Below are 21,848 nucleotides of genomic sequence, written 5' to 3'. Positions count from 1 at the left end.
CTAACTTCACCCCTGATACAATTTTTCTTTTTTTATTATGTCCTTAACACCCTCTGTCAAAAAAAAGGATACATTTTTCCCATCCATAATATTATTCCTTATATATGTGGAAGATATATCCAATTTAAGAATATCAAGAAAGATTATCTCTGCATTGTATTGCTTTTCATATTTAGCCTTTTGAGATTCAATATCTTTCAGATTATATCCAGGCCTATTAAAAACAACAAATTTGCAATTTTCAAGTATCTTATCTGGTCTTTTCCACTTGTCTAGATCAAACAAGCAATCGCATCCAGTTATAAAATATAAAATTGCGTCCTTTCCTTCTTTACCTTTTAGATATTCTAACGTCTCATATGTATAGCTATAACTCTCTTTTCTTACTTCATAATCACTTATTACAAATTCTTTTCTGTCCTTTATAGCAGACTTAACCATATTGTACCTTATTTTTGCATCTGTTATACTGTTATTTATTTTATGAGGAGGGTTTCCTGATGGCATGAATATTATTTTATCAAGCTTCAAAGTATAAAATGCCTCATTTGCTATGTAAAGATGTCCAATATGAATAGGATCAAAAGTTCCACCAAAAACACCAATTTTATGCATAATCCCCACCCACTTTCTAACATTGAGAATGAAGAATGAGAAATGAAGAATTAAAGTCAACTTTCTGAAACTCTAGAAAGTCTTTCGGGTTATCCATTCTTAATTCTCCATTCTTAATTGTTAATTATATAAAGTTTATCTCTCTGGCAATTCAATCTTAGGCTTCTTTGTAGATTTTCTATATATAACTAACTTATTACCTATAGCCTGAACGCCTTCACAGCCAAGTCTTTCGCATATTTCATCACTAGCTTCTCTTGAACTGTATCCACTAGCAGGCAGTAAAGTTATTTTTATGAGCTCTCTCGCTTCTAATGCATCATCCAGTTGTCTATAAAAATTATCGTCAAATCCATTCTTACCCAACTGAAAAATCGGTTGGATGGTGTTAGCCAAGCTTCTTAAATAGCTTCTCTGTTTACTGTTTATCATTAAAAAATTCCTCCTGGAATACATGTATTTCTACAATATAAATTCAAATTCAAAATCGTTTAGTCTTACAGTATCACCCTGTTTGATGCCCATTTCCATAAGTTCATTAATAATACCCTTATTCCTAAGAACTTTATGGAAGTATTTAAGCGAATCAGGCTCATTTATATTAACAGCTCCGAGCAGTCTATCCACAAAACTTCCCTCCACTATGAAAGTAGAGCCTTCCTGCCTGATTGTATAAGTAAATCTTTTTTCTTCTGGAACAAACTTTTCTTCATCAGTAATTTCAAGCTCAGATATAGGTATAGTGGACAGCATCTCATAGGCCTTTTTTATTAACTCATCTACACCCTGATGATTAGCCGCTGATATCTTATAGACCTTATCGTAGCCCATTTCATTTACTTTGTTTTTAAAATTTTCAAATACCGTCTCATCATAAAGCATATCTGCTTTATTAGCTACTACGATTTGCGGTCTATCCCAAAGTTTTACACTGTATTTTTTCAATTCGTCATTTATCTTTATGAAGTCTTCTATTGGATCTCTTCCCTCAACTCCAGATATATCAACTACATGAACCAGCAATCTCGTTCTTTCAATATGTCTTAAGAAGTCAAGTCCTAACCCTACTCCTTCAGCAGCACCTTCAATTATTCCTGGTATATCTGCCATAACGAAACTACCATCAGCTACACTGACAACTCCTAAATTAGGCTTAAGAGTAGTGAAGTGGTAATTAGCTATTTTAGGTCTTGCTTTAGAGACCATAGAAAGCAGCGTAGATTTACCTACATTAGGAAATCCTATCAGTCCAACATCTGCTAAAAGTTTTAGTTCAAGCCTTATGAATCGCTCTTCCCCCGGCATACCTGGTTCTGCAAAATTAGGTGCCTGCCTTGTTGGAGTAGTGAATTTAGCATTACCTTTTCCGCCTTTTCCACCTCTTGCAACAACATATTCATCTCCTCCATGAGATAAATCTGCCATTATTTTATCGCTGTCTGCGTCTCTTATTATAGTCCCTGTAGGCACTTTTATATATAATGTAGACCCATCTTTTCCATAACATTTTGAACCTGATCCGTCAACTCCTCTTTCAGCTACATATTTTCTTCTATATGTAAAATCTAAAAGAGTAGTCATGCCGCTGTCTGCTTTGAGGATTACATCGCCTCCTCTTCCACCGTCACCGCCATCTGGACCACCTAGTGGAACATATTTTTCTCTACGAAAAGAAACAGATCCATTTCCACCATCACCTGACTTAACAAATATCTTAGCGGTATCTATAAACATATTTCTCACCTTCTTCAATTTATAATTATTTAAAAAATACCATAATCTCATTTAAATATTATCTGCAGTTGATACAAGTTTTAAACTTTCTAAAGAGTAAAAAAAGCACCCTCTCGGGCGCTTCCTTTTACTCTGCTAAAACTTGTTCAACATCTACTGGATAAACACTAGCTTTTTTCTTATCTCTACCAAGTCTTTCGTATCTTACGACACCATCAATCTTAGCAAAAAGTGTGTCATCCTTTCCAAGACCAACATTAGTTCCAGGATGTATCTTTGTACCTCTCTGTCTAACTAATATGTTACCTGCAAGAACAAATTGTCCGTCTGAAGATTTAACTCCAAGTCTTTTTGATTCACTGTCTCTTCCGTTTTTAGAGCTACCTACTCCTTTTTTATGAGCACATAGCTGAAGGTTTATTAGCATCATATTACTGCACCTCCTTTTCCGTAACTTTTATATATTTACTGTAACTAATTTCTAAATTTCTTAGTCCTAAAAGCATAGTTTCAAGAAGTATTTGACACTTCTCAATATCCTCTTTGCTCTTATTTGAAACATCAAGCGCTATATGTCCATCTTCTGCAGCATAATCTACAGAGAGTTTTAATATCTCATTGACACCTAATATAGTGACCTGAGCTAAATTCGAAACCACACCGCATACAACATCATCGTAAACAACTTCACTATGAGCTTCATATTCAGCATGCCCGTTAACCTCATAAGAAACTATATTTCCATCTTGACGCTTAAATTCAATTTTAATCATGACTAAGCCTCTATTTTTTCAATAACTAACTTTGTATAAGGCTGTCTATGTCCTTGTTTTCTTCTATAATCCTTCTTTGCTTTATACTTGAAAACAATAACCTTCTTAGCCTTTCCTTGAGTAAGAACTTTAGCGACTACTTTAGCACCCTCAACAACTGGGCTGCCAACTGCAACTTCGCCATTATCTTTTGATACTGCAAGAATATCTGTAAGTTCAACTGTGGATTCTGGTTCAGCGTTAAGTTTTTCAACGAATATAACGTCTCCCTCTTGAACTCTGTACTGTTTTCCACCAGTAGCTAATACTGCATACATTAAATACACCTCCTCAAACCAGTCTCGCCATCTCAGGTACATATGTAAAATATGTTTTCAAACCCTATGTGTGCGGCCTACAAATGCCATTTTAACATAAGCAAAGAATTTTGTAAAGAAATTTCACCTTTAAATCTTAAAATCCTCCAAGTCTGCCAATTGATTTTTAAATAGCAGCGGTTTTACCCTATAAGGGTCAATATCATTTGAATATCTTAAGTATATTTGTTTCTCGCTGCCATCTATACTTTCAACAAATGCTTCGAGCCGCTCTTCTATATACTGTTTATATCTTTCATTTACCTCAATAAACAAATTCTCCACCATGCCATTTTTTACTAGTTTTTTTATATCATTTCGTATAAGCGAGCATATATATGAAAATTTAAGTATTTTCCCTTTGGTGCCGCAACAGGTACAGTCCTCTTCAATATATTCATTTAACATCTTGCCTCTTCTTCTTCTGGAAATCTGTGCAAGATTCAATTCTGTAAGAGGAAACACTGTAACACTATTTTTATCCGCTGAAAAACATCTTCTAAGCTGCTTTTCTACATTTGTTCTATGCTCATTATCCTTCATCTCAACAAAGTCAACAACTATTATACCGCTTAGATTTCTTAATCTCACCTGTTTAGCCACCATTGCAGCAGCCTCCATATTGGTATTATAGGCTGTTTTCTCTAAAAAGCCATCAGAAGCATTCTTCCCAGTGTTAACATCTATAACATTCATAGCTTCTGTTTTTTCAATTATTATGTAACCGCCGCAGTGCAGGTTTACTCTTGAATTTCTAAGAAAGAGGATCTGCTTTTCTATGCCGTAAGTATCAAAGAGTCCTACTTCATCTTTGTGCAAAGCTGTTTTAAGAGCCTCGACTTTCTTCTCTGACAAAAATTCATTTATTGTCTCAAGGTCCTCCTCTGAATTAGCTCTTATGACCTTCATATCTTCATCAACAAAATCTCTCAGCGCATGTAAAAGAGCTCCTCCATCACTATATAGAATTCCTGGTTTCATAGTGTAGCTGCTTTTACCTAATATCTTTAAATATTGAGCATGCAGTGACTCTATTTCAGTATTAATTCTATCCATATCAGCAAATTCAGCGTTTGTCCTTATCTTTATACCAATATCATCGGACTTTATTATTTGCCGCTTAACTTTATCCTTCAGATGCTGATCTTTTATCTTTGAAGAAAAGCTTATGCCGCAGTTATCTGTTAAAAGCACGCAATATGTTCCTTGAATACTAAAAGCAGTAGTAATTTTGGCACCCTTATTACCTGTTTCCTCTTTAACGACCTCTACAATAAGTTCATCGCCCTTTTTAATACCTTTCTTTTCATACTTTCCACCCAGATACAAATATGCATTCTGATCCATGCCAATATCAACAAAGGCACTTTTTATACCTGGTATAATACTTTTAACTATTCCTTTATAGATTTCCCCCTGATGCGCTATATTCTTTTGCTCTTCAAATATGATATCTGTTATAACATTATCTTCTCTTACAGCAATTCTAAGCATTTCCTTTTGTTTTTCAACAAACATTTCTTTCAAAATTCTGCACCCCTTGGTTTATTGCTTAAAACATCTTATCAATAGCTACATATTTTCCATTTTTCTCTGCATACATTTCTTTTCTTTCGATATCTACAAAAGCTAATTTATTTATTCCGTCACAATTTTCCTTAATAAACGTTACGAATAGATCTGCTGAAAGATTCTCTCTGCTTCCGCAGCTTAATCTAACGTTAAATTTTATATAATCATCTTCTTTTGAATATTCAATGCTTTTTATCATTGGACGAATATCCACTTCTTTTTCACTCTTCTTGCTCTTCTTTAATATATTCCAGTTATCTAGTTCCATCAGTCTTTTTATACCTTCAAGAAAAACTTCACTATCTTCATACTTTATTTTTATACTATAGTCAGCAGCATCAAGAAGCGCCATGGTCTGTGGAATTTTTCTATCCTTCTTCTCTTTAACTCTTATAGCTTTAAATATCTCTATGCCAGAAGGTGCATATTGATTTAACTTATTTACAATAACATCACCGTCGACTTCTTCTATAAGATCTACGTCCATATATTCACCTATGGAGTAAACTCCTACCGCTAGCGGCTGAGCTATAGAAGTAGCCATATGCGGATTAAACCCCTGTGAGTACTCAACCGGAAGTCCTGACCTTCTTATAATCTTCTGCATTGTTCTCAGAAGATCCAGATGTGATATAAATTTTATTTCGCCCGCCTTACTGAATTTGATCACATATCGCACCTTCAAAGCACTTCCCTTCTTTAAAATTAACATTTATTCCACACTGCTTACATCCAAGTCTGCAGTCAGGTGTAACTTCAGCTACCTTTGCTCTTTCATTCTCCTTCATTAAAAATTCCTTATTAACCCCTATATCAATGAAATCCCAAGGCAGTATTTCGCTGTAATCTCTTTGCCTATAAGCATAAAAATCTCCATCTACATTACATGCTTTCAGGGCTTCCATCCATACATCGAAGTGGAAATACTCAGTCCAGCCGTCGAATCTCTGACCTAGCTCATAAGCCTTTATCAGGACATCGCTCACTCTTCTATCGCCTCTTGCGAAAATAGCCTCCATATAACTTACCATGGACTCATGCCAATTGTAAGTTATAGATCTGCTCTTAATGTTCTTTCTTACAATACCTATCTTTTCTCTTACTGCTTCCATAGTATCCTGTGGTGCCCACTGAAATGGAGTAAATGGTTTTGGTACGAATATTGACGTGCTTAAAGTTACCTTGAGACCCTTCTTTCTTATATCTCTAGGTATTTTGAAATACTCATCTGTAACCTTTTCACCTAACTCAGCAATACCTTTTACATCTTCAGCAGTTTCATAGGGCAAACCTATCATAAAATACAATTTTATCGTAGACCATCCGGAAGAAAATGCGTTTCTAACAGAATTCATAAGATTTTCTTCTGTAACTCCCTTGTTTATTATATCTCTCATTCTCTGACTTCCAGCTTCAGGAGCAAAGGTAAGACCGGTTTTTCTAACCTTTTGAATCTCTTTTATAAGATCTACTGAAAAAGAATCTATTCTTATTGAAGGAAGTGACACTCCTATCTTATCTTCTTTATGTTTTTCAATAAGTGAAAAAACGAGATTACGTATATCAGAATAATCGCATATGCTTAAAGAAGTAAGCGAAATTTCCTCATATCCTGTATTTTTAAGCAGTGTTTCAGCCTGCTGTATAAGTTTATCAGTTTTCTTTTCCCTTACAGGCCTATATATCATTCCAGCCTGACAGAATCTACATCCACGAGTACAACCCCTAAAGGTTTCTAGCATAATTCTATCATGGACTATCTCTGTATAAGGAACTACCATTTCTTCTGGGTAGGTAACATTATTAAAATCCTTAATAAATCTTTTTACAACTCTTTTTGGTACATCTTCAAACTTAGGTTCAAAGCTCATTATTGTACCATCTTCCTTATATTTAACTTCATAAAGCGAAGGAACATATACTCCTTTTATATGTGAAGCTTCTCTTAAAAAAGCTTTTTTATCATTTTTGCCTTTATACTTCTTATAAAGATCAAGAACCTCATGAAGAGCTTCTTCACCTTCCCCAAGCTGAAATAAATCTGCAATATCATAAAGAGGTTCCGGGTTATAAGCACAAGGACCTCCGCATATTACTAAAGGATCTGTTTCTTTTCTTTCTGATGCTCTCAGTGGAATGTTAGCAAGATTAAGCATATTTAATATATTTGTATAACTCATCTCATATTGAAGAGTAAAACCTACAAAATCAAACTCTGAAAGAGAATCCTTACTTTCTAATGCATAAAGCGGAATGCTGTTCTCTCTCATTAGCTTCTCCATATCCGGCCACGGAGCAAAACACCTTTCACAGTAAGTATCCTTCCTAGAATTTAAAACATGATAAAGAATTTTCATTCCTAGATGTGACATACCAACTTCATATACATCTGGAAAGCAAAATGCAAATCTTATATCTATATTACTTTTATCTTTTACTACACTATTAAGTTCACCACCAATATATCTTGCAGGTTTCTCAACCCTATACAATATATCGTCATTAATTTTTCCCATTTTTCCTCCTCATGTTTTTCCAAAAATTTAAGAATATTAACATTCTAACATAGTTACAGATAGTAAACAACAAGAGAAATGCAGAATGTAAATATATTGCGAACCAGCAGTAGGAGCGTTGACCGCTCGGTCAACGCTCCCTGCGGGCTCTGTAAATTATATAGATTGCTAGTTTTAAAGTACCGTCTCTAAAATTTTTACACGTTAATTTTACAGACGTTATTTGATGAAGTTGTATCTTTAATTTTTCTTCGTAGATTATTAAGTGAGATCTTAATTATAAAGAGAGTTAAAGGCTTCTCTTCAATATGGAAACTGTTATAATTAACTTTCTTTTAATAATCCAACTACTTAAAAGCCTATTAATCGTGGCAGGGCTCTACAAAGAAGCAGGTCTTCCAAGCCAAGACCTTTCCTGCTTAGATAGCTTTTTAAGGTTATTTCTATTAAAATGGATATTAGTTTTAGCAATTTCCAAATTAAAAAGATGTTTTTTATCTTTCTAAAAAATTAGCGATGCACTTTAGTTTTCTTCGAAGAAATTAAAAAATTGTTATTCCATAGAATAACGTTTATCCAATAGCACTTAGTTTATATTTAAAAGGTATATTAAATAATTAACAGCTATTTAATTTACAGAACCCGAAGGGCGCAATGACCGGTAGGTCATACCCCCATCGTTGGTTTGCAATATATTGATAATTCTTAATCACTGCTCTCCTTCATCCGTTCCACATATTCCGCAGCAGATATATTACCGTAAATCTTTAATGCATCTATCAAATCCTCTTCAAATAAATTGTACATAACTTTCATATCATCATCCAATATCGTAAATATACAATACTTATTCTTATCTACAAGACTCATTATTCCAAGTAAATCTATGCTGCAATGCACAGATATGTACTTATTCTCTACGTATTTTTTCCTTATAAACCTCTCTTTTTTCTTCACAATATCCCCCATTATTATGTACGCTATTCTCTCTTTTTCTTTATAGGACGATATTATAATAAATACAGCTATAATGCCTATATTATAAATCCTATGACCACAAAAAAACAAAAAAATAAAACAGCTTAAAATTAAGAAGCCTAATATAATACTTATATTGACCGTTAATTTATTTGCTTTTCTATATACCATTTTAATTGAAAAAATATCTCTTAGAATCCTCCCACCATCAAGTGGGAATGCTGGTATTAAATTAAATAAACCAAGAGTTATATTTGTTTCAATAAAAAGTTTTAGGTTTCCAAAGCCAATCGCTAATTCTAAATAATATGCTGCTACAGCAACAACAATATTAAAAATAGGACCAGATATAGATATTATCAGGTCCTCAATAGGCGATGCCTCGTCTATTTCTCTAAGCGAAAGTACTGCTCCTATAGGAAGTATAGTTACATCAAAACCTGAATAGCCTAACAAAACAGCTGCAATATAATGCACTGTTTCATGCATAAGCACCATTATAAAAGCCAAGAAAAGCTGACCTTCGAATCCTATTATGATTAACAACAATATATATGGTATAAAAAATTTATTTAACTTAATCATACTTAAATCTCCGAATTCTATTTGTTACCCTAACATATATTAAACTCCAGCTAGCAGCTTACATCCAGTAAAAGGTTCCTAAACTTCCATATATTATTGCATGTAGGCTAAGTTCCGCATTATATTTACAATGGTTTGTTTTGAAAATTCACTCCATCCTTTATTAGCTTATCTACTTTTTTCGAATATTTATTAATATACTTTTCTACATCTTTATATTTTATGCTGCTTATTTCTGTCCATGCTTGCTTATAGTTGATACTGTAATTAACAGTTTTTTTCATATAATTATATGCAACAACTGTCTGTGGTGTTTTTACTAATTTGCAAAACATTATAATAAAGCTAAGCAAAAATACTCCTACAATTTCCTGTATAAACCTATTTATGTACTTGCTTTTACGGTTTAAATTTTTATATGTACCTCCCGCCCTATTTTTCTGTATGTTTGCATAGTAGGATTCATACTGCGAATCGTAGCTACCCATATGACACTCCTCTATAATTACTTATCGATTAATTATATTAAGCCTAGAGAAAGAATATGACAAAAGGAGTATATGATCTCCTTCATGCCACAACATTTCCTATGCCCTGACTCTTAATATTCACAAATACTTTTATTATTAAGTGTGTATCTTAACATTATCCACAATTGACAAAAACATAAGTTCATAAAGAGTAAAAATAAAAATCAACCTTTCAGTTGATTTTTATTGCTTATTTAAATCATAAGCATAATCTATACTTTAAATTTAGAAATCTGCTCATTCAATCTTTCTGCGCTTTCATTTGTTTTAAATATCTGTTTTAATACATTACTTGAGTCACTATTAATTTCAGTCATGCTTCCCGCTATATCCGTCGTTCCATCTGCTCCCTCAGTAGTAGCTTTTGCTACGCTGTCTATTGTATGAAGCACATCATGTATCGATGCTAACAATTGTTCTGATGTAGAACTAAAATCCATTACAAGTCCATCTACGAATTCTGCATCTAAACTATACTGCTCCGCAACTTCAGCCATTTCACTAAAGTTATCCTCCACATCAGTTGATATAAAACTTAATATATTATTAGAATTATTCATTAACTTTTCTACTGCCATAGTAACTTTATCTGTTATACTTTGTATTTCTATAACCGTCTGCTTTGATTGTTCAGCCAATTTTCTTATTTCATCGGCAACTACAGCGAATCCCTTTCCAGCTTCACCAGCTCTTGAAGCTTCTATAGCTGCATTTAAAGATAAAAGATTTGTCTGAGACGTAATCTGCATTATAGCTTCAGACAATACGCTTATCTTCTCTACAACCTTAGATTCTTCAATAGCTTTTTCAAGTTCTGTCTTTGCATCGACAAATATTTCTTGAGCTTTTTTCTGTGATATTACCATACTTTCCTTAATTTTTTTAGCTCTATCACTTATCTTTCCAGCCTCTGCCGCACCCTGTTGAGACTTTTCAGCAATAGAATTTACGGCTCTTTCTATTTCTTGGGATGTTGCTGACATTTCCTCAGCAGCAGCAGCTGTTTCTTCCATACTAGCAGAAAGTTCCTGAGTAGTAGCGGAAGCCTGCTGTATATTTCCATCTAGCTCCGTTACACTTCCTTTAACTGCTTGTACAACATTTTCAATAGTATTAGTTTCATTAACAATATTAGTTATCAATTCTTTAAATGTAATTTGAATAGCATAAATTGCATTTGCTATATTCCCTATCTCGTCTTTTCTATCTCTTAACTTTTCATCTACCTGACTTCTAAAATCACGTTTTGAAATGCATAATAATTCCTGTACAGAAAGACTTAAAGGAACAGTAATATTCTTTGCTATGACAGTTGAACCTATAAAAATAGCCACTATTGATATAAGCAGTATTGTAAAAAACATGATTATTGTGTTTCTATACGCAATATTATTACTTTTATATAAATTGTCTGACGCTTTTATGTTATAGTCAGCTAGTTCTCTAAGTTTGGTCTGGAACTTCTCAGAAATAGCTTCTACTGAGTCATATTTTATTAGAGCTGCTTTTCTATTCCCCTCTAAAGATAACTTAATAATTTCATCTCTTGCTTGTCTGTATTCACTAAGACTGTCATCTATAGCCGACAATTCATCCTTCTCATATTCATTCACTGCAATTTTCCTATACTTATTAAGGTTATCATCAAAAATTGTTTTTCGTCGTTCTATGTCCTTAATCTTTTCATTTTGCCTATCTCTTTCTCCAGTATGTAATATGACATAAAACATATCTGCCAGTATAGCCCTTGCTTGATTACGATTATCGTTCAACCACTCAATGGCTAATAGATTATCTTTATACATTTCTGTTATCTTTTTATTACTTTTGCTAATTTGAATATACCCAACCATTCCTATAATTACTGTAAATACCAATGACAAAGATATAAGTACTCTTATCTTATTTTTTATTTTCATGTTGCTTAACATTAAGCAGCCTCCTTTTAAAAATAATTTCAACGTTTTTATAATTATACTTTATATTTTGCATAATATTCAAGTTGTTTATAGGTATACTAATATCATTTTGTAGAATATAGTCGTACGCAATTAAAAATTATCTGCAATTGTCAAAATGCTTAAATTCCTACAGACTTAAAAAAGGCAGAAATTCAGCCACGCTGAATTTCTGCCTACTCTCTACTCTTTTCTCTTCTTTTAGTTTTCTCTCATTTTAAGAGCTTTTACAAAAACTTCTGCAGAGCCTACATTGGTTGCAAGAGGTATGCAATGAACATCACATAATCTTAAAAGTGCAGTTACATCAGGTTCATGTGGCTGAGCTGTTAGAGGATCTCTTAAAAATATAACAAAATCCATTTCACCAGTAGCTACCTTTGCTCCTATCTGCTGATCTCCGCCCATAGGTCCTGAAAGAAATCTATGCACTTTAAGTCCAGTAGCTTCTGCTACAAGCTTTCCTGTAGTTCCTGTTGCAAAAAGCTCATGTTCTTTAAACACATCCACATATCTTTTTACAAAATCAATCATATCTTCTTTCTTCTTATCATGTGCAATAATTGCTATTTTCATAATAATCCCCCGTTCATTAAAAGTTAATTTTTTTCCTTCGCATACCAACATTAATTACAAGACCAAGCGCTATAAAATTTGTAACAAGCGAACTACCACCAGCACTCATAAACGGCAATGTTAGACCTGAAACTGGAAGCATACTTATAGCCATTCCTATATTCCACACTACAGAAAATAAAAATGATGAAAATACACCTACGCAGATTACTGTTCCAAATATATCCTTACTACTCCTAGCTATCTTTAAGATTTTCACAAGTAGTATGGCATAAAATAGTAGAAGCATTACTGAACCAACGAACCCCCACTTTTCACCTACTACTGCAAAAATAAAGTCATTTTGTCTCTCTGGAACGAAATTAATAAATCCCTGGTGAGAAGCCGGGCCTATCTTTTCTCCAGAACCAAACAAAGAGCCTGAACCTATAGCGATCAGTGAACGCACTATCTGAAGTCCTTTTCCCAGCTCGTCAGCCTCTGGATGAAGAAATACAGTCAGTCTACTCTTCCAATATTCAGGCATAATGCTTGAATTAAATAGTATAGCTACAGCAACAGCCAAGCTGGCTAGTCCACCAACAATAATCTTAAGATCTAATCCCATAATAAAATATATTCCTAGTGCTATAAAGAAACATACCATCGTCATTCCCATATCAGGTTGTATAATTATAAGTCCCATGGGGATAGCAGCATAGAAAGTAAGTATCATAAAGTTCTTAACATTATTTATGTTTCCTTCCATATCCTCAAGCTTCTTTGCAAGTAGAATCAACATAGCAAGCTTTGCAAATTCTGAAGGCTGCATGCTAACTCCACCTATTCGTATCCAGCCTTTGGCTCCATTTACAACTTTACCGGCCACATCATTATATATAAGTAATAAAATAGTACCTGCATAAAAAATATATGCATAATTACCAAGCACATTATAATCTATCAATGACATTACGCAGACAACAACTACACTTATCAGAAGGAATAAAATCTGCATTTTCATTAAATGGGTACCTACCGCATAATATATGTTTATACACCCAAATGCAACAATAATAAGTGCTACTAATAATATTCCAAAATCAAAATGCTTTAGAACTTTCCTATCAACTGTAAACTTTCCCAGCAATTTTATACCTCCCAGTTTAATATAATCAGTAATTTAGCTCTATCGATAAATAATACGAAACTTAGTCCTAATAGTGTGAAAGTAAGCAACCTATCGCATTTTGTACCCTATATTAGGCTTTCTTATTGATTATAACAGTTTAGCATAAAAAAATCTATTCCAATTATCTCTATCTGCTCTTTGCTTTTCTTATCGGGATATTTGCAACAAGTGCTGGAAAGTTGCCATTATCTTCATTGGTCTTTGTAAGTTCTATCTCTACTTCAGAATTATCAATTTCAACATATTTAGATATAACGTCAAGTATCTCTCTTTTAATATTATCAATAACATCAGGTGACAAAGCAGCTCTATCATTTATCAAAATAAGTCTAAGCCTATCTTTGGCGATATCTTTAGATGAGGTTCTATTTATTCCTAACATCTTTAACAAGTCCACAAAATTCATCCCCCTATTTTAAACAGTTTCTTTATAGTAGCTATAATACCACTGCTCTCTTCATCCAAATTCATTAGTGGTACTTCCTCACCTGTTATTCGTTTAGCTATGTTTTTAAATGCTTGACCTGCATATGCTTTATCATCCAAAACTATAGGTTCACCTTTGTTTGTAGAAACTGTTATATCCCTATCATCCGGCACTACTCCAATGAGCTTTACTGATAGTGTTTCTATAATATCATTAATATTAAGCATATCACCTTTTTTTACCATACTTACATTTAGCCTATTTATAATGAGTTCATGTCTTTCTAACCCTTTTGCATCTAACTTTCCAATAACCCTATCTGCATCTCTTACAGATGTTACTTCAGGATTAACAACTACTACAGCTCTGTCTGCACCGGCTATAGCATTTTCAAAGCCTTGCTCTATGCCTGCTGGACAATCTATTAAAACATAGTCCATTTCTTCCTTTAATTCATTTATAATTTTAAGCATATCCTCAGTTTTTATATCATCCTTATCTCTCGTTTGAGCCGTAGGAAGCAAATATAAATTGTTAAATCTTTTATCCTTTATCATAGCTTGTTTTAATCTACATCTATCTTCTATTACGTCGATTAGCGTAAATACTATTCTGTTCTCAAGTCCCATAAGAACATCAAGATTTCTAAGTCCAGTATCACCATCCACTACAGTCACTTTCTTGCCCATGGCCGCAAGTGCAGTACCTAAATTAGCTGTAGTAGTAGTTTTTCCAACCCCGCCTTTTCCTGATGTTACAACTATTGCTTCTCCCATTTAATAAACCTCCTGTATGTTATATATATTTATCTGGTATATAAGGTTCCACTATTATCGAACCCTCTTTAATTTTTGCTACTTCTGGGTATGATGGTTTTAAATTATCTTCAGGAGCCCTAGTAATCAGATGAGCTATTTGAAGTATATCTGGCTGCAGCAAAAAGGCAGCAACTATTGCTCTTTCATTGCCCCCGACACCAGCTTTTACGTACCCTCTAAGTTTTCCAAGAACTATAATATTGCCGCTAGCTTCAACCTCTGAGCCAGGATTGACATCACCGATAATAACCAAATTACCATTATATTGTATTACTTGACCACTTCTTACAGTTTTTCTTATAAACTTCGTCCTTCCTTCATACACTCCTGTAAATACTTTATTCTTTTTTTCAGAGGCATCTTCAAATATGCAATCTTTTATTTGAAAGTCCTCGAACAGCTTTTCCTTTAATTTTATCGACTGTCTTTCGTTTATAAGCTTCAAATCCGTCGTTATTTTTAAGGTACAACCTTTATAAAATTTTTTCCCCTTTTCCAATCTACTGCTAAGAGCATCAAGCATGTCTTGAAAATCCCCAAATTTATCCATGTTGATTACTGCATTAAGTCCATCCTTATTACCTTTAATAATTATTCTGTCCTCCATTGGAAAACCTCCGTATCTGAGTGTAATTAAATATTCAACACAGCATCATAAAATTCCTTCTTATTTTTAAATAAATTCAAAAAAAGATATGAACATATAAAAAAAATGGTAGGAAGTGATTTCCGTCGGCTGGAAAATGCCTCCTCCAACCACTTCCTACCCTATGCCGACTCTATGCATTTACAAAGCATTATTTTCTACATTACTTCTCACAAATTATTTTTCTAGTTTATTTATTTACTAGTATTTTCTTAAGAGCTTTCTTCATATTACTTCGCATATTATATAGTTATATCCTTTTATCAACTATACAATTTATTCATACACAGTTAAAAGCTATCCACAATTGGCAAAAATCATAATTTCCTTAAGACTAAAAAATGAAATGTTGTGCACTACGGAGATTGATCCGTTTATTAAGCAATTGTAACACTAATTTATGTAAATTTCCTAATTGGGGCAAACTCGTCTACGCCTCAAACACTGCCCAAATCTTAACGGAAATTCACATAAATTCGCTAACAATCGCTAAATTCACTCTATATCTCCTTCGTTCCACAACATTTCCTATGCCCTACCTCTTAATATTTACAAAATACTTATATATAAAAGTATCTTAGCATTAGCCAAAACATGAATGCCTAAAAAAATTGATTCATCGAAATTCAGTGCAGCTGAATTCCCACCTTCACTTTTCTCTTTTTTATTCCTTTGCAATTCTCTCTTTGCTTATATCGTTTTCTCTTAAGTGAAAATGCTGTTCATATATTTTTTTAGCAACTTCAGATACATAGCCGCCGTGTCCACCGTTGTAAATAACAACACAAACAGCTATCTCAGGATTATTAAGCGGTGCAAAGCCTAAATATACTCCATAGGAGGTTCTTCCTACCTTTTCCTGTTTTCCATTTTCTAAGTATGTTCCAGAACCTGTCTTTCCTGCTGTCTGAATAGGAAAGTTTGCGAAAGTTGATCCAGCTGTACCATTTTCATCAGTGACTTTCCTCATTCCTTTCTTTACTGCATCTATCGTAGACTGTTTCAACTTTATCCTTTCGACAACTTCAGGTTTATATTTTTCTATAATCTTTCCACTGGCATCCTTAAATTCACTAACTAAATGGGCCTTATACCTAGTACCGCCATTGGCAAACGTGGCTATATAATTTGCTAGCTGAACTGGAGTAAATTGATTTATTCCTTGCCCTATTGAGGCATTATATACATTTGCCGGCGTCTGTATCTGAGGAATAAAATCATACGTTACCATATTTGCCAAAGCCGTTGACATTTGAGTCGGATCATTTGGCTGGTAAGTTTCCTTCTCATCTTCTGGCAGCACATCAATAAGATCTTTAAATAGCTTTAAAAAATCTTTCTGCAATTTGTTATAAAATGCACTCTGATTTTTATCATATTCACCGGTTATAGCAATTTTGAACCTATCCTTAATAGCCGCTTTTGCATCAGCAATCACCTGTTTGTCTGAAGCATTATAGTATATATCTATAGGTGTAAAACTAAAACTTCTATATCTACCTTCCTTAAGCATTTTTGCTATATCAAATTTAAAACTATTAGCAGAAAGCTGCTTATCGGTACTGTCATTATATACATTACCAAAACCCTCATATATTTCAAGTCCCGTAGATCTTTTTGCATTTGATTTAGGATTAACTCCTAGCCCAAATTTCCATGCATACTTTGCAAGTTCATTAAGACCTCCAAGATTATATAATCGATTCCCTAACTCATAAAAGAAATAGTTACAAGATTTTTCAAGAGCTGTTCCTACATCTATTATACCGTGAGTTGCATGGTGTTCCTTCCATAACCAACAGGATCTATTATAATTATGTACTTTATATACACCTTCATCTCTTATAGTTTCATTAGGCTGTAACACTCCTGTTTCAAGTGCAGCAATTGCAGTTAGCGGCTTAAAAGTAGAACCACATGGTATAGCTGTCGTTGCGTAATTGGTAAATGGCTTTGGATATATATTATATTTATCTCTATTTTGCTTAAAATCAAATAAGTAATTTGGACTTACACTTAAATTCATTCTTTCTATATATTTTTTTGCAAAGCTTCTATAATCAGGAGAAAACAATTCTCTGCTCTTTTTAGCTGTAAGCCTCCCTGGTATTGAAAATACATTGGGATTATATTTAGGTAAGCTAGCCATAGCTAGAATAGCTCCTGTTTTTACATCTATAGCAACAGCTGCTCCACTGGTTGCATTTCCTGTATCCATCCCTTGTTCTGGATGACGGTTAACTTGAAGGGCTGTCATTCTCTGCTGCAATGCGTCTTCCGCCGTCTTTTGAAGTTTACTGTCGATTGTAAGAATCACATTCTGACCAGGATAAGGATCAAGTTTAAATAATTCCTCTGTAGCTCTTCCCTCATTATTTACTCTTACGGTAGTTCCGCCTTTCGAACCCTTTAGTCTATCCTCAAATGCACTCTCAAGACCTGCCATACCTATATAATCTGAACTTACATCATATCCTCTTTCTTCGTACCTGCTGGAGCTGCTTTCAGGTATCTTTGAAATATAACCTATAAAATCAGATCCTAAGCTCCCTTTAGGATAACATCTTATTGGTTGAAGCTTAACATCTATTCCAGGTAATTCACCTTTAATTTGTTCAAAAAGAAGTGCCATACGCTTACTAACATTAGAAGCAATAGTTACAGGTTTATAGACAGTATATTTTTGAAGTTCAATTTTATCCTTAACTAATAAATACTTTCTAAGTTCATCAACAGAATACTTTTTTAATAACATTTCCTTTATCTGATGATAGCTGATTTTTTTATGCTTCACTTTATCTCTTAGCTCACTTTGTTTTTCACTGCTTAATCCTAAAAGCTTATAAAGATGATATTTGTAAACAAGATAATCAAACGTTTCTTCAGGTGTCATCTTAAGCAATGCTTCATTAACTTTCTTCTTATCCGCATCTGTCAGTTCGGTATCATTTTTAATTTTATCAAATAATTTCTTTTCGACAAAACCTTGCATTTGTCTGTCCTTTTTAAATTGAATCTCTTGGGCCTGCTTAACTTTTTCTACTGAAGAAGAAAATTCAAATCTATATGGATTCACTTTAAGCTGTAATTCATCTAGAAGTTTATCATTCTTTCCTTTTTCTTTTGACTTCTCTAAATATCTAAACACCTTTTTAAAGGTTGGAAAGAAACTTTTTTCCACATTTTCAGGTTCCATATATACTATGGTGTAACTCTGCTTATTTGTAGCTAAGACAACCCCTTTAGAATCTATGATTTTTCCTCTCGGTGCCTGTTCCGATATCTGCCTTATAGACTTTGTATTTGCCTTTGCAATATATTCATCGGCATTTATTATCTGTAAAGAAGTTAATCTAGTAACTATAACAGAAAAAATCATAAACATTATTAGTATCAGCGCTGTAAACCTATTAAATATTTTTTTCTTTTTTTTCAATCTTCTCACCCCATGAACCCTTTACCTATATAAGTTGCAATAAAGTTCTTACATTATGGCTTCTAAAATATCACTGCTGAATCGGTTGACCCTAGGATCTTTTAGAAGTCAGAATGTATTAGAACTTTCACAACTTATATATCATAAAGTACGTCTAAGTATTTATACGTATTCACATACATAACTGTAACATTTATGTAATAATTTTACAACAGTATTAATTTGAATGTCTTTTTAATACGCCATAATATTCTTTTACTATAAATCCATAAATTATACATAAAAGTAAAGCTAAAAAATAACGGCTTAGTGATCTTTTTAAAATTTCACTAAACCGTTATTATATTATTGCTGAATATTATTATTATTTGTTTTTGCAGTATCTTCTGCTTTAGTCACATCATTTGTATCTTTCGTCTTTTTATCATTTAGATGGAAATATTGTTCATATATCTTTTTTGCTACTTCAGCTACATATCCACCATGACCACCATTGTAGATAATAACAAAAACTGCGATTTTAGGTTTATTCACTGGTGCAAAGCCCAAATATAGTCCATAGGAAGTTCTTCCTACCTTTTCCTGTTTACCACCCTGTATATAGGTTGCTGAACCAGTTTTACCTGCAGTTTGAATCGGAAAGTTATTAAACGTACTTCCTGCTGTACCATCTTCGGCACTTGTAACTAATTTCATTCCAGATACAACCGCATCAAAAGTAGATTTCTTTATGGTTGTCTTTGACACCACTTCAGGCTTATATTTTTGAACCACCTTTCCACTGGCATCTCTAAATTCCTTAACCAAATGAACCTTATACCTTGTTCCTCCGTTTGCAAAGGTAGCTATATAATTTGCCATCTGAACAGGTGTAAATTGATCTATTCCTTGTCCCAAAGCTGCATTATATACGTTACCTGGAGTCGTTACCTGAGGAATAAAATTATAAGTGATCATATCTGCTAAAGCTTCTGCCATCCTAACTGCATCATTAGACTTATATTGTGATCTTGATGCATCTGGAAGTACACTGATCATTTTTCTAAATAACGGAGTCATATCCTTTTGCAATTTATTATAAAATTCATTCTGACTATTTCTGTCGCCTTTCATTATTGCATCCTTGAATCTTGCTTTAATGGCAGCTTTAGCATCCGCAATAGATTTCTTATCGGATTCATTATAGCCTATATCTATAGGTGTAAAACTGAAGCCATTATATTTGCCGGCCTTAAGCATATTAACCATATCAAAGCTGAAACTACTGGAACTGCTGGAACTTAACAGTCTGTTGGTGTAATCATTATATACATTACCAAAACCCTCTGATATCTCAAGTCCTGTAGAACGTTGGGCATTTGACTTCGGATCAACTCCAAGACCAAATTTCCATGCGTACTTAGCTAATTCGTCCAGTCCCCCAAGATTATATAGCCTGTCTCCTAGTTCGAAAAAGAAATAGTTACAGGAAATTGCAAGGGCTTCTCCTAGATCAATTAATCCTCTCGGTCTATTTAAATCATGTCCTTTGAAACCATTTTTTGTGAATATACCAGTATCATTGATTAACCCCCCTGGCTTATATACTCCCGTTTCTAGAGCGGCTATAGCTGTCATAGGCTTGAAGGTAGAACCTACAGGTGTAGCAGTTGTAGCATAATTGGTAAATGGTTTCGGGTATACATTATATCTGTCTCTGTTAGTTTTAAAATCAAATAGATAACTCGGTGTTACATTCAAGTGATTTTTCGCAATATACTCTTCAGCAAATTTCTTATAGTCCGGAGAGAATAGTTCTCTGCTCTTTTTTGCTGTAAGCTTACCTGGTATTGAGAAAAGATTCGGGTTATATTTAGGTAAGCTTGCCATCGCAAGTACCCCCCCAGTTTTTACATCCAACACAACTGCTGCACCACTTGTTGCATTTGCTGTATTAACATCAGAGCCCTGATGAGGATGTTGCTGCAGATATGTCAATCTCTCCTGAAGGGCATCTTCTGCAACCTTCTGAAGTTTACTGTCGATTGTAAGTACCATGTTTTGTCCTGGATACGGATCGAGCTTGAACAATTCTTCTGTTGCTCTTCCCTGACTGTTAACTCTTACTGTTGTTCCACCTTTAGAGCCCTTAAGTCTATCCTCAAAAGCACTTTCAAGTCCAGCCATTCCTATATAATCCGTACTTGTATCATAACCTTTTTCTTCATATTTACTTGAACTGCTTTCCGGTATTTTTGAAATATATCCTAGAAAATTTGACCCCAGACTGCCTTTAGGATAATATCTTATGGGTTCAAGACTTACATCTATTCCAGGTAATCCACTTTTAACCTGTTGGAAAAGCAGAGCAAGATGTTTACTAACATTAGATGCTATAGTAACAGGCTTATAGCTTGAATAACTCTGCATTTGAATGGCATCTTTAACAAGAAGATATCTTCTTAATTCAGTTACGGAATACTTTTTTAAAAGCATCTCTTTAAGCTCATGGTAAGACATCTTCTTATTTTCTATATTTTTAACAAGCTGTTTCTCTTCATCACTGCTAAGCTTTAATAATTTGTATAAATCATACTTAAACACAAGATAGTCAAAAGTTTCTTCCGGCGTTATCTTCATAAGAGCTGCATTAATTTTTTTCTTATCACCATCAGTCAAATCGCTGTCTTCTTTTTTCTTTTCAAATAATTCTTTTTCAACTATATCCTGCATTCCTCTATCTTTTTTAAATTGAAGTTCCTGAGCTCTCTTTACACTCTTAATGGATGAAGTAAATTCAAACCTATAGGGTTTTACCTTTAGTTCCAACTCATCTAAAAGCTTATCGTTTTTGTATTTCTTTGAAGACTCATCAATATACTCAAAAACCTTTTTAAAGGTAGTGAAAAAATCATCCTCACCAGTTGAAGTTTCCATATATTCTATTGTGTAGCTTTGTTTATTAGTAGCCAAAACCACACCATGCTTATCTACAATTTTACCCCTTGGAGCCTGCTCAGGTATCTGCCTTATAGATTTTGTATTTGCTTTCGCAATATACTCATCAGCATTAACAATTTGGAGTGAAGATAATCTAGTAACTATAACAGAAAAAATAAGCAACATTATAAGTGTCAGTGCCGTAAATCTATTAAAAATCTTTTTCTTTTTTCCCAAA

At 33.6% G+C, this 21,848-nt stretch carries 19 protein-coding genes; all 19 read right to left on the bottom strand.

Annotation, left to right across the window (positions count from 1 at the left end; translation table 11 throughout):
* Positions 1 to 6 precede the first annotated feature (6 nt).
* The 19 genes from nadD to CLORY_RS04770 all read right to left on the bottom strand — a co-directional run bounded on the left by nadD (position 7) and on the right by CLORY_RS04770 (position 21,847).
* A complete protein-coding gene (gene nadD, locus CLORY_RS04860; RefSeq protein ID WP_079422387.1) occupies positions 7 to 615 on the bottom strand; it encodes a nicotinate-nucleotide adenylyltransferase in 609 nt (202 codons plus the stop codon).
* Positions 616 to 750: 135 nt separating this feature from the next.
* On the bottom strand, positions 751 to 1,047 hold the full coding sequence (locus tag CLORY_RS04855; protein ID WP_079422386.1) for a YhbY family RNA-binding protein: 297 nt from the start codon (positions 1,045 to 1,047) through the stop codon (positions 751 to 753).
* 30 nt (positions 1,048 to 1,077) lie between these two features.
* On the bottom strand, positions 1,078 to 2,349 hold the full coding sequence (gene obgE, locus CLORY_RS04850) for a GTPase ObgE (protein ID WP_079422385.1): 1,272 nt from the start codon (positions 2,347 to 2,349) through the stop codon (positions 1,078 to 1,080).
* Between the two features lie 127 nt (positions 2,350 to 2,476).
* Entirely contained in the window at positions 2,477 to 2,779 is a 303-nt protein-coding gene (rpmA, locus tag CLORY_RS04845) for a 50S ribosomal protein L27 (RefSeq protein ID WP_079422384.1), read from the bottom strand.
* A gap of 1 nt (position 2,780) precedes the next feature.
* Positions 2,781 to 3,122, bottom strand: coding sequence for a ribosomal-processing cysteine protease Prp (locus tag CLORY_RS04840; RefSeq protein WP_079422383.1), 342 nt, complete (start codon positions 3,120 to 3,122; stop codon positions 2,781 to 2,783).
* A 2-nt stretch (positions 3,123 to 3,124) separates the two neighbouring features.
* Positions 3,125 to 3,439: a 50S ribosomal protein L21 gene (gene rplU / locus CLORY_RS04835; RefSeq protein ID WP_079422382.1), complete on the bottom strand. Its 315-nt coding sequence runs from the start codon at positions 3,437 to 3,439 to the stop codon at positions 3,125 to 3,127.
* A gap of 129 nt (positions 3,440 to 3,568) precedes the next feature.
* Positions 3,569 to 4,996, bottom strand: a complete 1,428-nt coding sequence (locus CLORY_RS04830) for a ribonuclease E/G (RefSeq protein WP_242954346.1) — start codon at positions 4,994 to 4,996, stop codon at positions 3,569 to 3,571.
* Positions 4,997 to 5,030: 34 nt separating this feature from the next.
* Complete coding sequence (locus tag CLORY_RS04825) at positions 5,031 to 5,735, bottom strand: TIGR03936 family radical SAM-associated protein (RefSeq protein WP_139375960.1); 705 nt, start codon at positions 5,733 to 5,735, stop codon at positions 5,031 to 5,033.
* A complete protein-coding gene (locus CLORY_RS04820; RefSeq protein ID WP_079422380.1) occupies positions 5,704 to 7,566 on the bottom strand; it encodes a TIGR03960 family B12-binding radical SAM protein in 1,863 nt (620 codons plus the stop codon). Before CLORY_RS04820 ends, CLORY_RS04825 begins: the two co-directional genes overlap by 32 nt.
* Before the next feature lie 705 nt (positions 7,567 to 8,271).
* Positions 8,272 to 9,129 carry a M50 family metallopeptidase gene (locus CLORY_RS04815; RefSeq protein WP_079422379.1) on the bottom strand — a complete coding sequence of 286 codons (858 nt, stop codon included), beginning with the start codon at positions 9,127 to 9,129 and terminating at the stop codon, positions 8,272 to 8,274.
* Between the two features lie 125 nt (positions 9,130 to 9,254).
* A complete protein-coding gene (locus CLORY_RS04810; RefSeq protein ID WP_079422378.1) occupies positions 9,255 to 9,617 on the bottom strand; it encodes a hypothetical protein in 363 nt (120 codons plus the stop codon).
* Positions 9,618 to 9,871: 254 nt separating this feature from the next.
* The gene (locus CLORY_RS04805; RefSeq protein ID WP_079422377.1) at positions 9,872 to 11,590 is read right to left on the bottom strand and encodes a methyl-accepting chemotaxis protein; all 1,719 of its coding nucleotides are present in this window, start codon (positions 11,588 to 11,590) and stop codon (positions 9,872 to 9,874) included.
* A gap of 228 nt (positions 11,591 to 11,818) precedes the next feature.
* On the bottom strand, positions 11,819 to 12,193 hold the full coding sequence (gene mgsA / locus CLORY_RS04800; protein WP_079422376.1) for a methylglyoxal synthase: 375 nt from the start codon (positions 12,191 to 12,193) through the stop codon (positions 11,819 to 11,821).
* 16 nt (positions 12,194 to 12,209) lie between these two features.
* Positions 12,210 to 13,322 (bottom strand): rod shape-determining protein RodA, encoded by a 1,113-nt coding sequence (gene rodA, locus CLORY_RS04795; protein ID WP_079422375.1) that lies wholly within the window; start codon positions 13,320 to 13,322, stop codon positions 12,210 to 12,212.
* Between the two features lie 169 nt (positions 13,323 to 13,491).
* The gene (gene minE, locus CLORY_RS04790) at positions 13,492 to 13,761 is read right to left on the bottom strand and encodes a cell division topological specificity factor MinE (protein ID WP_207652169.1); all 270 of its coding nucleotides are present in this window, start codon (positions 13,759 to 13,761) and stop codon (positions 13,492 to 13,494) included.
* Between the two features lie 5 nt (positions 13,762 to 13,766).
* Positions 13,767 to 14,567: a septum site-determining protein MinD gene (gene minD, locus CLORY_RS04785; RefSeq protein ID WP_079422373.1), complete on the bottom strand. Its 801-nt coding sequence runs from the start codon at positions 14,565 to 14,567 to the stop codon at positions 13,767 to 13,769.
* 19 nt (positions 14,568 to 14,586) lie between these two features.
* Positions 14,587 to 15,216, bottom strand: a complete 630-nt coding sequence (gene minC, locus CLORY_RS04780) for a septum site-determining protein MinC (protein ID WP_079422372.1) — start codon at positions 15,214 to 15,216, stop codon at positions 14,587 to 14,589.
* Between the two features lie 703 nt (positions 15,217 to 15,919).
* On the bottom strand, positions 15,920 to 18,691 hold the full coding sequence (locus CLORY_RS04775; RefSeq protein WP_079422371.1) for a penicillin-binding transpeptidase domain-containing protein: 2,772 nt from the start codon (positions 18,689 to 18,691) through the stop codon (positions 15,920 to 15,922).
* Positions 18,692 to 19,036: 345 nt separating this feature from the next.
* A complete protein-coding gene (locus CLORY_RS04770; RefSeq protein ID WP_079422370.1) occupies positions 19,037 to 21,847 on the bottom strand; it encodes a peptidoglycan D,D-transpeptidase FtsI family protein in 2,811 nt (936 codons plus the stop codon).
* Position 21,848 lies beyond the last annotated feature (1 nt).

The sequence above is a fragment of the Clostridium oryzae genome (assembly GCF_002029235.1).
GTDB classification, from domain to species: Bacteria; Bacillota; Clostridia; order Clostridiales; family Clostridiaceae; genus Clostridium_AE; species Clostridium_AE oryzae.
Note: the sequence above shows the minus strand (reverse complement) of the source record. Positions and strands in the feature narration are given on the sequence as shown.